Annotated in this window: 12 protein-coding genes; 6 read left to right on the top strand and 6 right to left on the bottom strand. The window is 73.1% G+C overall.

Going from position 1 to position 13414, the window contains the following annotated elements:
- Window positions 1-9 precede the first annotated feature (9 nt).
- On the bottom strand, window positions 10-1098 hold the full coding sequence (locus ACLV7J_RS01165; RefSeq protein ID WP_411867300.1) for a calcium/sodium antiporter: 1089 nt from the start codon (window positions 1096-1098) through the stop codon (window positions 10-12).
- Between the two features lie 124 nt (window positions 1099-1222).
- On the opposite strand from ACLV7J_RS01165, the gene ACLV7J_RS01170 reads away from it, so the two are divergent.
- Window positions 1223-1510, top strand: coding sequence for a hypothetical protein (locus ACLV7J_RS01170; RefSeq protein ID WP_411867301.1), 288 nt, complete (start codon window positions 1223-1225; stop codon window positions 1508-1510).
- Between the two features lie 10 nt (window positions 1511-1520).
- On the opposite strand, the gene ACLV7J_RS01175 is transcribed toward ACLV7J_RS01170, so the two are convergent.
- A complete protein-coding gene (locus ACLV7J_RS01175) occupies window positions 1521-1916 on the bottom strand; it encodes a hypothetical protein (RefSeq protein WP_411867302.1) in 396 nt (131 codons plus the stop codon).
- A 93-nt stretch (window positions 1917-2009) separates the two neighbouring features.
- Here ACLV7J_RS01175 and ACLV7J_RS01180 point away from each other — a divergent pair, with 93 nt between their 5' ends.
- Genes ACLV7J_RS01180 through ACLV7J_RS01190 form a run of 3 tightly spaced genes read left to right on the top strand, consistent with a single transcriptional unit; the run spans window position 2010 to window position 6378 of the window.
- On the top strand, window positions 2010-2966 hold the full coding sequence (locus ACLV7J_RS01180) for a trypsin-like peptidase domain-containing protein (protein WP_411867303.1): 957 nt from the start codon (window positions 2010-2012) through the stop codon (window positions 2964-2966).
- A 9-nt stretch (window positions 2967-2975) separates the two neighbouring features.
- Entirely contained in the window at window positions 2976-3461 is a 486-nt protein-coding gene (locus ACLV7J_RS01185; protein ID WP_411867304.1) for a YbjN domain-containing protein, read from the top strand.
- A gap of 43 nt (window positions 3462-3504) precedes the next feature.
- Window positions 3505-6378 (top strand): cation-translocating P-type ATPase, encoded by a 2874-nt coding sequence (locus ACLV7J_RS01190; protein WP_411867305.1) that lies wholly within the window; start codon window positions 3505-3507, stop codon window positions 6376-6378.
- 14 nt (window positions 6379-6392) lie between these two features.
- On the opposite strand, the gene ACLV7J_RS01195 is transcribed toward ACLV7J_RS01190, so the two are convergent.
- The 3 genes from ACLV7J_RS01195 to ACLV7J_RS01205 form a co-directional block, all read right to left on the bottom strand.
- Complete coding sequence (locus ACLV7J_RS01195; RefSeq protein WP_411867306.1) at window positions 6393-6725, bottom strand: PilZ domain-containing protein; 333 nt, start codon at window positions 6723-6725, stop codon at window positions 6393-6395.
- Between the two features lie 209 nt (window positions 6726-6934).
- Window positions 6935-7900 (bottom strand): serine O-acetyltransferase EpsC, encoded by a 966-nt coding sequence (gene epsC / locus ACLV7J_RS01200; RefSeq protein WP_411867307.1) that lies wholly within the window; start codon window positions 7898-7900, stop codon window positions 6935-6937.
- Window positions 7901-8109: 209 nt separating this feature from the next.
- Entirely contained in the window at window positions 8110-8367 is a 258-nt protein-coding gene (locus ACLV7J_RS01205) for a Nif11 family protein (protein WP_411867308.1), read from the bottom strand.
- A gap of 194 nt (window positions 8368-8561) precedes the next feature.
- Here ACLV7J_RS01205 and ACLV7J_RS01210 point away from each other — a divergent pair, with 194 nt between their 5' ends.
- Window positions 8562-10988, top strand: a complete 2427-nt coding sequence (locus ACLV7J_RS01210) for a cation-translocating P-type ATPase (RefSeq protein WP_411867309.1) — start codon at window positions 8562-8564, stop codon at window positions 10986-10988.
- Here ACLV7J_RS01210 and glmU read toward each other — a convergent pair.
- Window positions 10909-12309: a bifunctional UDP-N-acetylglucosamine diphosphorylase/glucosamine-1-phosphate N-acetyltransferase GlmU gene (gene glmU / locus ACLV7J_RS01215; protein ID WP_411867310.1), complete on the bottom strand. Its 1401-nt coding sequence runs from the start codon at window positions 12307-12309 to the stop codon at window positions 10909-10911. The two genes, ACLV7J_RS01210 and glmU, sit on opposite strands and share 80 nt — an antisense overlap.
- Window positions 12310-12516: 207 nt before the next feature.
- Here glmU and ACLV7J_RS01220 point away from each other — a divergent pair, with 207 nt between their 5' ends.
- Window positions 12517-13392 carry a LysR family transcriptional regulator gene (locus ACLV7J_RS01220; RefSeq protein ID WP_411867311.1) on the top strand — a complete coding sequence of 292 codons (876 nt, stop codon included), beginning with the start codon at window positions 12517-12519 and terminating at the stop codon, window positions 13390-13392.
- Window positions 13393-13414 lie beyond the last annotated feature (22 nt).

Below are 13414 nucleotides of genomic sequence, written 5' to 3' on the forward strand. Positions count from 1 at the left end.
GAGTGCGGTTCAGATCTCGGCGATGCGGCGAACCCGCCGCCACTGCAGGCTGCTCCAGGCCAGGAACACCAGCAGCAGCGGCAGGATCCCCACCAGCACCACCAGTCGGAACTCATCCGCCGAGGCTGGCAGGCTGTTGGAGAGCACCTGGTCCACCAGGTAGAGCCCGTAGAGGGCCATCAGAAGGCCGCCCTCCAGGCGGTTGATCACGCCCCCGGTCCAGAAGATCGGCAGGCAGGCCAGGGTGGTGGCCACCATCACTGGGAAATCGCGGATGAGCATCACGGGATCCACCCCCAGGCCACGCCCGCCGCTCACCACCCCGCACAGCCCCAGGATCACGAGCTGGTTGAGCAGGTTGCTGCCCACCACGTTGCCGATGGCGATGTCGGCCTTGCCGCGGTAAGCGGCCACCAGCGAGGTGACCAGTTCGGGCATCGAGGTGCCGGCGGACACGATCGTGAGGCCGATCACGGTTTCGCTCACCCCCAGCCCCAGGGCCGCGGCGGTGGCGCCCTTCACCAGCAGCTGGGACCCCACCACCAGCAGCCCGAGGCCGGCGGCCAGCTTGGCCAGGGCCACCGGGGTGGGGGCCGCATCCGCGGCATCGAGCTCATCGCCGTCCGCGTCCGGCTCCTCCTTGGCCGTGCGCATCTCCCAGATCACATTGATCACCGTGCCGGTGAGCAGCGCCAGGCCCGCCACCCACGTGAGCCTGCCGCCCGAGGCCATGCCCCAGGTGGCCATCGACACCCCCAGCAACAGCGGCACGTCGCGGCGCACGAGTCGGCTCTTGACCCGTAGCGGCATCACCAGGGCGCTGGCGCCGAGCACCACCAGCACATTGAAGATGTTGCTGCCCACCACGTTGCTCACGGCGATGGCATCGCCGCCGGCGGTGCCCTGGATGGTGGAGAGCAGGCTCACGAACAGCTCCGGCGCGCTGGTGCCGAGCGACACCACCGTGAGGCCGATCACGATCTGGGGAATGCCCAGCAGCAGCGAGATGGCGATCGAGCCGGCCACGAACAGTTCGCCCCCCCCGAAGAGCAGCAGGATCCCGCCGAGGATCTCCAGAACGTTCCAGACGTAGGGCATGGCGGAGCCTGAGCTGGGGGCATTATCAGCACCCGAAGCCAGGAAGCCGCGGCCCCGCGCCCCATAGCCGGGCCGGGCCGATCTCCATACGATGGCCGCAATCACCCGTCCCTCCACGCCCGCCATGACCCGACCCCTGCTTGGCCTGGCCCTCCTCTGCGTTATCGGGGGCCTGGGCGGCGCGGCGAGCCTGCTGGCGAGCCCGGCCCGGGCGGCCACCGCGACCTTCGGCTCCTACATCTCCGAAGTGGATGCCTGTAACCGGGCCCAGCTGCCGCTGCCGGCCAACGCCGTTGTCACCCGCACCCGGGTGCGCGTCGGCCGCCAGGGCGGCACGGTGACCTACACCTGCCGCGTCAACTGGAGCGACCGCAGCGGCACCCAGCCCAGCAATCTGCCGATCCTGTTTTGACGGGCGGGGCTCAGTCGGCCCAGGTGCCCTGGAGGTAGCTCTCCAGGAAGGTGTCAGCCGGCAGGCCGCCCTGCTGCAGGAACCAGAAGCCGCAGAAGGCGTGGTGCATCTGGAGATCGCACCACTGCAGCGTGGCCTCCAGGGTCACCACCTCGGGCGACTGGGCATCGCGGATCGTGAGCTGGCAGCGGTGGCCCACCTGGTCGTGGAGATGGCCCTGCACCAGGGCGCAGCAGCCCTCCCGGGTGATGTCCCACAGGGTGGCGGCGTAGGTGGTGTCCTCCGCACCGTCCGGGCCCCGGCCGGCGCCGGCGCCGGCAAAGCTCACCTCCACCACGATCACCCCCGCGGAGAAGGGAATCGGCTGGCGCTTATCGCCACGGGGGACTTTCTGCACGTTCGGCATCACAGCCGCGGCACCACGGGCCCTCAACCTAGGCAAGCGTCTTTGGCCTATTGGGCGGGTGATTACGGTTCTCCGCAGGGCTTGGGCGACCGGATGGGCCAGGCAGGCGGGCGCGGCGGGCGGCGGCTGGAGCGCTGGCTGGGGCGGCGGCGCCGTGGACTGCAGGCGCTCGGGTCCCGCCTGCGGCTGGCGGCGCAGCGCCTGCGGTCGCCCCTGCCGGCGGCGGAGGTGTTCCGGCGGGTCTCGGGCTCGGTAGTGGCGATCGACGTGCCCGATGGCTCCGGCGGCGGGGTGCTGCTCAGCCGCGCGGGGCTGGTGGCCACGAACCACCACCTGGTGGAGGGCTGGAGCACGGTGCTCGTGCGGCTCAGCAACGGCCAGCGGGGTCCGGCGCGGGTGGTGCGGGCCTACCGCGATCCCGACCTGGCCTTCCTGCAGCTGGAGCCGCCGCTGCTGCAGCAGGCGATCGGCCTGGCCCGCCAGCCGCTCATCGGCGGGCGGGCCCCGCAGGGGCGGATGCCCCAGGTGGGTGAGACCGTCTATGCGATCGGCCATCCCCTCGGCCTCGACTACAGCCTCAGCTCCGGCGTGGTGAGCGGCATCGAGCGCTCGATCGACGGACGCCGCTACGTCCAGCTCGATGCGGCGATCAATCCCGGCAACAGCGGCGGCCCCATCTGCGACGACCGGGCCGAGCTGGTGGGGCTGATCACCTGCAGCCGCGCCGACTCCCAGGGCCTCAACTTCGCGATCCCGGCGCCGCTGCTCTACAGCCGCTTCAACGACTACCTGCAGGAGCGCGCCCAGGGGGGCCTCCACTACTGCCCCAGCTGTGGCATGGCCTCCCGCAGCGCCGACTACTGCCACAATTGCGGCGCCCTGATCGCCCTGGCCGATGCGTTCGAGGAGCTGGGCGCCGCGGCCGGATCCCCGGAGGCCCCCGGGGCCGCACCAGACCCCGAGCCCCCCGCCGCCGAGCGCTGCCCGGTCTGTGGGGCGGCCAACCCCGAGCGCCGGCCCTACTGCCCGGTCTGCGGTGCCACCCTCTGACGCGCGGCCATGACGGGCTTCCTTCCCGATCTGCTGGCCCGCTGGCTTCCCCGCGAGCCGGCTGCCCCCTCCCTGGAGCAGATCGCCGATCTGGTGGATGAGGTGCTGGCGGGGCTGGGCATCGACGGCCAGCGCGAGGACGCCGACGACGGCGCCGACTGGTCGCTGCAGGTGGGCAGCGCCACGCTCGAGGTGGGGCTGCACCGCAACGGGATCCTCGATGAGGACACCCTGGAGGTGCGCTCGCCGATCCTGCGGCTGCCGGACCACAACCTGCTGGCCTTCTACCGGCGCTGCCTGGAGCTGAACCGGATCGTGGTGGGCTGCTGCTTCGGGGTGGACGAGGACGTGGTGGTGGTGGCGACGGAGCGCACGCTGCCGGGCCTGGGCAAGCCCGAGTTCGCGCGGATGCTGCTGGATGTGGCCAGCGTGGCCGACCAGTTCGACGACGAGCTGGCCCGGGAATTCGGCGCCGAGCAGCTGGGCCAGGCCTGAGCGGCCAGCGCCCCTAGCGTGGGGATCAAGCCGCCCCGGGCGCGTGCCTGATCCCGCCCCGCCGAGCTGGCATGCCCTCGCGCCGGAGTCCTGCCTGGCCGCCCTCGCGTCCTCCCCCCAGGGGCTGACGACGGAGCAGGCGGGCGAACGGCTGGCCGCGCTGGGCCCCAATCGCCTGGAGCCGGAGCCGGGCCGGGGCCGCCTGCGGATCCTGCTCGACCAGTTCGGCAACGTGATGCTGCTGTTGCTGCTGGCGGTGGCCGCGGTGGCGGCCTGGCTGGATCTCAGCGCCCAGCGGCTGCCGCGGGACACCATCGCCATCGGCCTGATCGTGGTGCTCAACGCGGCGCTGGGCTACGTGCAGGAGAGCCGGGCCGAGCGGGCCCTGCAGGCCCTGCGCCAGTTGGCCCAGCCCCAGGTGTCGGTGTGCCGGGATGGGCAGTGGCAGGTGCTGGCCGCCGAGCAGCTGGTGCCGGGCGATCGGATCCGCCTGGCGGCGGGTGATCGGGTGGCCGCCGATGCCCGCCTGCTGGAGGGCAGCGCGCTGGGCCTGCGAGAGGCGGCCCTCACGGGCGAGTCGGACACGGTGGACAAGCGGGCCGAGCTGGTGCTGCCCGACGGCACGCCGGTGGCGGAGCGGCGCAACTGCGTGTTCCAGGGCACGGAGGTGGTGCGCGGCCAGGGACTGGCGCTGGTGTCCGCCACGGGCCTGGCCACCGAGCTTGGGCGCATCGCCCTGTTGCTGCGCCGCACGCCCCGGGAGCGCTCGCCCCTGCAGCGGCGGCTGGATCAGCTCTCGGAGCAGCTGGTGGGCGGGGCCCTGGTGCTGGTGGGGGCCGCGATGCTGCTGGGGGTCTGGCTGGGGCAGCCCCTGCTGGAGCTGCTGGAGATGGCCCTGGCGGCCGCCGTGGCGGTGGTGCCGGAGGGGCTGCCGGCCGTGATCACCGTGACCCTGGCGATCGGCACCCAGCGGATGGTGCGCCGCCAGGCCCTGATCCGGCGCCTGCCGGCGGTGGAGACCCTCGGCTCGGTCACGGTGATCTGCACCGACAAGACCGGCACCCTCACCGAGAACCGCCAGGTGGTGCAGACCCTGCGGCTGGGCACTGTGAGCCTGGCCTGGGGCCGGGAGTCTCCGCTGGCCGGGGATCCCCTGCGCCGGCAGGCCGTGGCGCCACCGGCCGGGGCTCGGCCCGGCAGCACCGCTGGGGCCCTGCCGTTGCTGCTCAGCGCCGGGGTGCTCTGCAACGACGCCCGCTGGGGTCCGGCGCCGACCGGTGGGAATCCGGCGGCGGGTGAGACGCCGCCGACCGGTGGGAGTGAGGCGCTGGGAGAGCCGACGGCGGACGCTGGCCCAGCCCTCCCCGGGCGCCCCCTGTTGGGCGATCCCACCGAGGGGGCCCTGCTGCTGGCCGCCGAGCGCGCCGGCCTCGAGGCCGAGGCGATCCGCCGGCGCCACCCGCGGCTGGCCGAGCTGCCCTTCTGCGCCGAGCGCCAGTGGATGGCGGTGGTGGTGCTGGATGCCGGCGGTGAGCTCCAGGCCGGCCTGGCGGATCCGGCGGCTGGGGATGGTCCCCCGGCCGCGGGCGGGCAGCTCGCCATCGCCAAGGGAGCCCCGGAAGTGCTGCTGGCCCGCTGCGACCGCTGGCTGGATGGCGCTGGCGTGGCGCCGCTGACGGCGCTGCAGCGGCGCTGGTGGCTGGAGCAGGCCCAGGGCCTGGCGGCCTCCGGCCAGCGGGTGCTGGCCCTGGCCTGTGGATCGTCCCGGGCCCTGGCAGAGCCCGCCGCCAGCACCGACTGGATCCTGCTGGGGCTGGTGGGCCAGCGGGATCCCGCCCGGGCGGAGGTGCCGGCGGCCCTGGCGCGCTGCCGCAGCGCCGGCATCCGCGTGGTGATGATCACCGGCGATCACCCCCTCACCGCCCGCAGCATCGGCGCCGGCATCGGCCTGGCCGACCCCCAGGGCCCGGTGCTGCTGGGCCAGGAGCTGGAGCGGCTCAGTGACGCCGAGCTGGCGGTCGCCGTGGCCGGCTGCGATGTCTACGCCCGGGTGCCACCGGAGCAGAAGCTGCGCATCGTCCAGGCGCTGCAGGCGGGGGGCGCGATCGTGGCGATGACGGGCGATGGCGTCAACGACGCCCCGGCCCTGCGCCAGGCCCACATCGGGGTGGCCATGGGGCTGCAGGGCACGGAGGTCTGCAAGGAGGCCGCCGACATGGTGCTGCTCGACGACAACTTCGCCACGATCGTGAGCGCCGTGGAGGAGGGCCGGCGGGTGCTGGCGACGATCCGCCGCTTCGTGATCTATGTGCTGGCCAGCAACATCGGCGAGCTGGTGGCGATCAGCGCCGCTCCGCTGCTGGGCGTGCCGCTCACCCCCCTGCAGATTCTCTGGATCAACCTGGTGACCGACGGCGTGCCGGCCCTGGCCCTGGCCCTCGGCCCCGTGGATCAGGAGCTGATGCAGCGGCCGCCGCTGCCGGCCCGGGAGCCGATCTTCGCCCAGGGCACCGGCGCCGCGATCCTGCGCATCGGCCTGATGTTTGCGGCCCTCACCCTTGGGCTGATGGTGGTGGCGGCCCGCTCCGGAGCCCCCTGGCCCACGATGGTGTTCACCACCCTTTGCCTGGCGCAGCTGGGCCATGCCCTGGCGGCCGGCAGCGAGCGGCCCCTGTTGACCACCAGCCCCCTGGGCAACCCCTGGCTGCTGGGGTCAGTGCTGCTGAGCGGCGCGGCCCAGCTGGCCCTGCTGCAGGTGCCGGCCCTGGCCCGCTTCTTCCAGCTCACGCCCCTGACGGCGACCAACCTGGCGATCTGCCTGGGCTGCAGTGGTCTGTTCGTCGCCTACCTGGAGGCCGAGAAGGCCGTGCGGCGGTCGCGCCGCCCGCCGCTCAGCCAGGCCCAGGCCACGCCGTGACCTCCGGATCTGGCTCAGTCCGCCCAGTGCCGGTCGAGGTAGGAATCGAGGAACAGCCCCTCGGGCAGCCGGTTCTCCGCGAAGTGGATCCCCAGGAAGGTGGAGCTGTGCTCGGGGTGACTCCAGCGGGCCAGCCCCTGCACCTCCAGGCTCTGGTGGGTCGACTCGCAGACCAGGCGCACCGTCACCAGGGCCCCGTCCACCAGCTCATCGATGAAGTGGCGCACCACCAGGCAGGCCCCGATCGGGCTGACATCCCAGAGCTGGCCGCGCGGGAAGATCTGATCCGGCGTCATCAGCTCGGCCCGCACCGCCCCCGTCATCAGCGGCACGGGCGTGCGCTTCATGGACCGACGCTCGATCCGCTGCCCCGCCTGCGCTCCGGGCTGCCGATCCGCCCCCGCACCGCCGCTCGTTCTCACTGCAACCCCACTGCACGGCCCTGAATAGCCAGCGGCCTGGGCCTGGACAATTCCCTTTGTGGGGGCTTTGGGCCGATGGGCCCTGCTCCTGCTGGGGGTGTTCCGGGGCGTCGCCCGCCCGCCGGGGCCCGGCCTCAGATGCCGGCGCCGTCGGAGAAGGTCTCGTTGCGGGCCATGGCCTGGGTCACCGTGGCCCCCGCCGGCACCGAGGAGGTGAGCCACACATTGCCGCCGATCGTGGCGCCGCGGCCGATGGTGACGCGCCCCAGGATCGTGGCGCCGGAGTAGATCACCACGTCGTCTTCGACGATCGGGTGGCGGGGTTCGCCCTTCACCAGATGGCCGTTCTGGTCCACCGGGAAGCGCTTGGCCCCCAGGGTCACGGCCTGGTAGAGCCGCACCCGGTTGCCGATCACCGCCGTGCCGCCGATCACCACGCCGGTGCCGTGGTCGATGAAGAAGCTGTCGCCGATGCGGGCACCGGGATGGATGTCCACCCCGGTGCAGGAGTGGGCCGTCTCGGCGATGATCCGCGCGATCACCGGCACCCCCAGGCCATGCAGGGCATGGGCGAAGCGGTGGTAGGTGATCGCCTTGAACCCCGGGTAGCAGGCCAGCACCTCGTGCAGGCTGTCGGCGGCGGGATCGCCGATGTAGGCGGCGCGCAGATCCGTGTCGAGCAGGTGGCGGATGGTGGGCAGGTGGGTGGCGAACTCCTGCACCAGGGCCCGGGCCCGAGCCTGCAGGTCGGCGCTGCCCGGGCCCTCGGGTTCCGCGGGATCCGGGGCGCCCGGATCGCGGGCGCTGCGTCCTTCCACCTGGTTCACCTCCAGCTCGATGCCCACCTGCTCCGCCAGGGCCTCCAGGGCGGCCTCCAGGGTGTGGGCCACGGCGCCGTCCACGTCGTGGTCATCGCCTGCCACCCGGCTGGTGGGGTAGAGGGCGTCGCTGAGGGCCTCCACCACCTGGGTGAGGGCCGCCTGGGACGGCAGGGGCAGCAGGGTGCGGGGATGGGGCCACGCCTGCTGCCAGCGTTCGCGTCCATCGCGCAGGGCCCCGACGATCCAGTCCAGGTCCCAGGGGCTCAGCGGCGTACTCATGGGGCCAGACCCTGCTCCGTGCGGGCGCATCTGTGCTGCACGGTACTGACGGGGTGGCTCAGCTCCGCTCCAGCCCCTGGCGTCCAGGCCGGGAGAGGACGCTTGACCCGTGTCCCCTGGGGCACGCCGGTGCCGGCCTGGAGGCACGTCCTGGCGGGGCTGACGCTGCATTCGCTCTGGAGCTGTAGATCCGAAGGCCTGCTCGCCCCTCAGGCCGCCTGCAGGGTGGAGCGCTCGGCGGCGGCGAAGAAGCTCTCGCGCCACTCATCCCCCTTGCGGGACCACACCCAGTGGTCGCCGTTGAGGCGCTTGGAGAAGAAGCTCAGCTGCGATGCGGTGATCTGGTAGCCGTTCTCGGCGGCGACGCCCACGATCTCCTCCGGAGACTGAACCTGGCGCAGTTTCTCCTGCACGGAGCTGCTGAAGGTGGCCAGGGCGGTGAACAGATAGAAGTGATCCGACGACATCGATGGCCTCGCAATCGAACGCCCTTGACCCTAAAAATCGTGGTTCCGCCGTGATGTAGCGGCATCCACATGGCTTGATCGCTCCCACTACCTGCCCACCCCTGCAATGGGCGGGGGATGGGATGGGCGAGGGGCCGGTGCTGGAGCTCCGATCTGGCTAACCCTGGGCTACCACCAGCCCCCGCCGCGCCCGCATGAGCCTGCTGGAGCCCACCAACCTGCTGCTGCTGGCCTGCGCCCTGATCTACGGGCTGATCGGTGAGCCGGTGGACGGCGCGATCCTGCTGGTGTTCGTGGTGGCGATCGTGCTGCTCGACGCCGTGCAGCAGCGGCGCAGCAGCCGCGCCCTGGCGGAGCTGGCGCGGCTCTCGGCGCCCCTGGCCCACGTGCGCCGCGCCGGCCAGGACCTGGAGCTGCCCGCCGGGCAGCTGCGCGTCGGCGATCTGCTGCGCCTGGAGGAGGGCGACCGGGTGGCGGCCGATGCGGCGATCCGCGAGGCGGTGGGCCTGTGGCTGGATGAGTCGCTGCTCACGGGTGAATCGCTGCCGGTGGCCCGGACCCAGCCCGGCGAGCGGATTCTGGCGGGCTCGCTCGTGGCCAGTGGCCGCGGCTGGGCGGAGGTGGTGGCCGTGGCGGAGGCCACCGAGCTCGGTCAGCTCGGCCGCAGCCTCACCGCGGTGCAGCCGCCCCCCACCCGCCTGCAGCGCCAGGCCCGTCGCCTCACCGGCCGGCTGACCCTGCTGGCCCTGGGGCTGTGCGCGGCCCTGGCGCTGGTGCAGGGGGCCCTGAGCGGCGACTGGCCCCAGGCCCTGCTGGCCGCCCTGGCCCTGGCCCTGGCGGTGCTGCCCAACGAGATCCCGGTGGTGCTGGCCCTGTTCCTGGCTCTGGGGGCACTGCGGCTGGCGCGGATCGGCGTGCTGGCCCGCTGGCCCGCGGCGGTGGAGAGCCTCGGCAGCGCCACGGTGCTGGCGGTCGACAAGACCGGCACCCTCACCGAGAACCGCATGGCGGTACAGCAGCTGCTCACCTGGCCCGAGCGGCAGCGCTGGCAGGCCGGAAGCCCCCTGGAGGAGCCCTGGCATCGGCTGCTGGAGCTGGCGGTGCTGGCCAGCCGCGGCGATCCGGTGGATGCGATGGAGCTGGCGATCCAGCGGCTGGCGACGGCCCAGCTGGGGGGCAGCGAGCACCTCCACCCCGACTGGCCCCTGGAGCGCGACTATCCGCTGCAGAGCGACCTGCTGGTGTTCTCCCAGCTCTGGCGCGATGGCGTGGGGGCCTGGCAACTGGCGGCGAAGGGGGCCCCGGAGGCGATCGCCGACCTCTGCCACCTGGAGCCCGGGCCGGCCGCTGAGCTGCTGGCTGCCGCCGACGGCCTGGCCCGCCAGGGCCTGCGGGTGCTGGCGGTGGCCTGCGGCCTGGAGGGGGCGCCGCTGCATCCGGAGCTGCACCCGCAGCGGGCGACGGGCACCGCCGGCCAGCCCCCCGAACAGGTGCACGACTTCCTGTTTGAGCCGCTCGGGTTCATTGCCCTGGCCGATCCGCTGCGTCCGGACGTGCCGGCGGCGATCGCCACGGCCCAGGCGGCCGGGGTGCGGGTGGTGATGATCACCGGCGATGGCCCGGCCACGGCGCGGGCCATCGCCGACCAGGCCGGCCTGCCCGCAGGCGCCGTGCTCAGCGGCGCCGACCTTGCATCGCTGGCGCCGGGACGCCTGGCCGCGGCCGCGGCCACGGCGCCGGTGTTTGCGCGGGTGATGCCCCAGCAGAAGCTGCAGCTGGTGCGGGCCCTGCAGGCGGCGGGGGAGGTGGTGGCCATGACCGGCGATGGCGTCAACGACGCCCCCGCCCTCAAGGCCGCCGACATCGGCGTGGCCATGGGCCAGCGCGGCACGGCCGTGGCCCGCGAATCCGCCGATCTGGTGCTGCTCCACGACACCTTCAGCGACCTGGTGCGGGCCCTGGCCCTGGGGCGGCGGGTGGAGGCCAACCTGCACCGCGCCCTGGCCTACACCCTGGCCGTGCACCTGCCGATTGCCGTGCTGGGGCTGGTGCCGCTGCTCCTGCCGGGCCAGCCCCTGATCCTGCTGCCGGTGCACATCGCCCTGCTGCACCTGGTGATCGATCCGGCCTGCACGGTGGTGTTCGAGGCCCTGCCGGGCGCTGCCGGGCTGCTGCGCCAGCCTCCGCGGCGGCCCGATGCGCCCCTGTTCGGGCCCGCCACCTGGCACCGCGCCCTGATCCAGGGCGCCCTGGTGACCCTGGCCGCCCTGGCGCTGCTGGCCTGGCCCGCCGCGACTGGCCTGGCCGGCGGGCTGCCCGGCGGGGCGGAGGCGGTGGCGGTTCAGCGCAGCCTGGTGTTCGCCCTGCTGCTGGTGGCGGGCGGCGGGCTGGTGTGGCTCAACGGCGATCCCCGCAGCCCGATCACGGCCCTCGGCGCCGGCCTGGGCCTGGGCCTGTGGCTGCTGCTGCTGGCGCTGCCGGGGCTGCAGCGGCTGCTGAGCCTGGCGCCCCTGGCCGGCCCCCAGATCCTGGCGGTGCTGCTCAGTGCGGCCCTGGCGCTGCTGCTGGCGGGGGAGATCCAGCGTCGGCTGCGGCCTGGGGCTGCTGCCAGTTCTGCTTGACCAGCTGGCGGGCGCGGCCCAGGGCCAGGGCGCCGGCGGGCACGTCCTTGGTGAGGGTGGAGCCGGCCCCGACGGTCACGTTGGCCCCGAGTTCGATCGGGGCCACCAGCACGCTGTTGGCGCCGGTCTTGCTGCCGGAGCCGATCACGGTGCGGTGCTTGGCCACGCCGTCGTAGTTGGCGGTGATCGTGCCGGCCCCCACGTTCACCTGCTCGCCCAGTTCGGCATCGCCGATGTAGCTGAGGTGGTTCACCTTCGAGCCGGCGCCGATGCGGCTCTTCTTGATCTCCACGAAGTTGCCCACGCGGCAGTCCGCGGCCAGGTCGGCGCCCGGGCGCAGCTGGGCGAAGGGGCCGATGGCGCAGTCGTCCGCCACGCGGGCCTCGCGCACCACGGAATAGAGCACCTCCACGTTGCGGCCCAGGCTGGCGTTCTCCAGCAGGCAGCCGGGGCCGATGTGGCAGCCCGCACCGATCTGGTTGGCGCCGCGGAAGTGGCAGTCGGGCTCCACCAGCACATCGCGCCCGAAGACGGTGTGATCACTGAGGGTGCAGCTGGCCGGATCCACGAAGGTCACGCCCTCGCGCATCCAGTGCTCGCGCAGCCGCTGCTGCAGCACCGCCTCGCACTGGGCCAGCTGCAGCCGGTCGTTGATGCCGTTGATCTCATCGGCATCGGCCACCTCCAGGTGCATGGCCGGCCGCAGCAGCGCCACGGTGTCGGTGAGGTAGAGCTCGCCCTGGTCGTTGTCGGCGCGCAGCTGGGGCAGCACGGCGGCCAGCCGGGGCCAGTTGAAGATGTAGATGCCGGCGTTGGTGAGGGTGTTGTCCCGCTGGGCGTCGGTGCAGTCGCGGTGCTCGATGATTGCCGACACGTTGCCGGCGGTGTCCGCGAACACCCGGCCGTAGCCCGTGGGGTCGTCCAGCCGGGCGGTCAGCAGGGTCACGGCGGCGCCGCTGGCACGGTGCCGCTCCACCAGCTCGGCGATGGTCTGGGGGCGCAGCAGCGGCACGTCGCCGTTGAGCACCAGCAGCTCCCCCGTGAAGTCGGCCAGGGGTTCAAGCAGCTGCTGCACGGCGTGGCCGGTGCCCAGCTGGGGCTGCTGCAGCACGAACTCCAGGCCGTCGTGGCTCGCCAGGGACTGCTCCACCCGCTCGGCCTGGTGGCCCACGATCAGCAGGCGCCGCTCCGGCTCCAGGGCCTCGCAGCTGGAGAGCACCCGCTCCACCAGGGTGGCGCCGGCGATCGGCTGCAGCACCTTGGGCAGCTCGCTCTTCATGCGGGTGCCCTTTCCGGCAGCCAGGACGGCAACGGCGAGCATCGGCGGCAGCGGGCGGCTGGCCGGGAATCTACCGGGGCTGGCCCGCTGGACCCGGGCGGCTGGAGCGGGGCCGCGGCAACGGCGCCGCTGGATCGGGGCTGGGGACGGGTTGCTGACTACCCCGCATGCAGTAATCCTTGGCATGGGTCACCCGTGCTGTGCCGCCGATGGTTCTCCCGTGCTGAGGCGAGTTGGGGCTGAGTCGCTGTGATCGGCCCGGAGGAATTGCAGGCCCTCGATCTGTTGATCTGGCAGCGCACCGGCCAGCAGGCCGCGGCCCTGTGCCATTGCAACCAGAGCACCATCAGCCGGCGGGTGGCCCATGTGCTGAAGGTGTTCGACCTGCGGCTGCAGCGGGTCGGCCGGGAATGGCAGCTCTCGGGCTTCCATCAGCTGCTGGCGATGGAGCGCCTGGTGCACCAGCACTACCGGCTGGCGGGCCACGGGCCGCTGCGGCTGGAGGTCGGCTACATCGCCGCTCCCCTGCTGGCCACGCCACCGCCGCCCGGCTGGACCATCGGCCCCGGCGATCGCATGGGTCGCTTCCTGCCCCTGGCGATGCTGGAGCAGGGGGTCATCGATGCCTGGATCACCAGCAGTCCGATCGATCTACCCAGCGAGGAGGCGATGGGCTGCGTGGTGGTGCCGCTCAACTGGGCACCGGTGTGGCTGATGGCCAGCGCCGACCACCCGCTGAACGGCATCCGGGGGATCCGCCGCTCCGACCTGGATCGCTTCCCCAGCCTGGCCCTGCCGGAGGGCTGGTACCCCCACATGGAGTCGGTGCTGCGCGGCCAGGGTCTGTGGACGGACCCCGTGCGCATGGCCCGCTACGACCGCGCCAGCTGGGATGGCCGCACGGCCGATGGGGTGACGCTCACCTACGCCACGCCGCTGATGGCCAGCCTCAACCCGGCCCTGCACCGGTTGGAGTGGGATCTGGGCTTCCGCAACGGCGAGGCCCTGGTGGTGCGCCGCGACCTGGCTGAGCATCCCGCCATCGCCATGCTGCTGGAGGACCTGCGCCGGCGGGTGCAACGGCTGGTGCCACTGCACCCCGAGCTGGAGGCGGTGGCCGCCTGACCCCCGTTGCCGCTCCGCCAGG

Origin of the sequence: Vulcanococcus limneticus LL (assembly GCF_943369875.1) — a bacterium.
Lineage (GTDB): Bacteria > Cyanobacteriota > Cyanobacteriia > PCC-6307 > Cyanobiaceae > Vulcanococcus > Vulcanococcus limneticus_A.

What these genes read in the sequence shown, in the direction of transcription:
- ACLV7J_RS01165 (WP_411867300.1), bottom strand. Translation starts at nt 1,098, where the DNA reads ATGCCCTACGTCTGGAACGTTCTGGAGATCCTCGGCGGGATCCTGCTG.
- ACLV7J_RS01170 (WP_411867301.1), top strand. Translation starts at nt 1,223, where the DNA reads ATGACCCGACCCCTGCTTGGCCTGGCCCTCCTCTGCGTTATCGGGGGC.
- ACLV7J_RS01175 (WP_411867302.1), bottom strand. Translation starts at nt 1,916, where the DNA reads ATGCCGAACGTGCAGAAAGTCCCCCGTGGCGATAAGCGCCAGCCGATT.
- ACLV7J_RS01180 (WP_411867303.1), top strand. Translation starts at nt 2,010, where the DNA reads ATGGGCCAGGCAGGCGGGCGCGGCGGGCGGCGGCTGGAGCGCTGGCTG.
- ACLV7J_RS01185 (WP_411867304.1), top strand. Translation starts at nt 2,976, where the DNA reads ATGACGGGCTTCCTTCCCGATCTGCTGGCCCGCTGGCTTCCCCGCGAG.
- ACLV7J_RS01195 (WP_411867306.1), bottom strand. Translation starts at nt 6,725, where the DNA reads ATGAAGCGCACGCCCGTGCCGCTGATGACGGGGGCGGTGCGGGCCGAG.
- epsC (WP_411867307.1), bottom strand. Translation starts at nt 7,900, where the DNA reads ATGAGTACGCCGCTGAGCCCCTGGGACCTGGACTGGATCGTCGGGGCC.
- ACLV7J_RS01205 (WP_411867308.1), bottom strand. Translation starts at nt 8,367, where the DNA reads ATGTCGTCGGATCACTTCTATCTGTTCACCGCCCTGGCCACCTTCAGC.
- ACLV7J_RS01210 (WP_411867309.1), top strand. Translation starts at nt 8,562, where the DNA reads ATGAGCCTGCTGGAGCCCACCAACCTGCTGCTGCTGGCCTGCGCCCTG.
- glmU (WP_411867310.1), bottom strand. Translation starts at nt 12,309, where the DNA reads ATGCTCGCCGTTGCCGTCCTGGCTGCCGGAAAGGGCACCCGCATGAAG.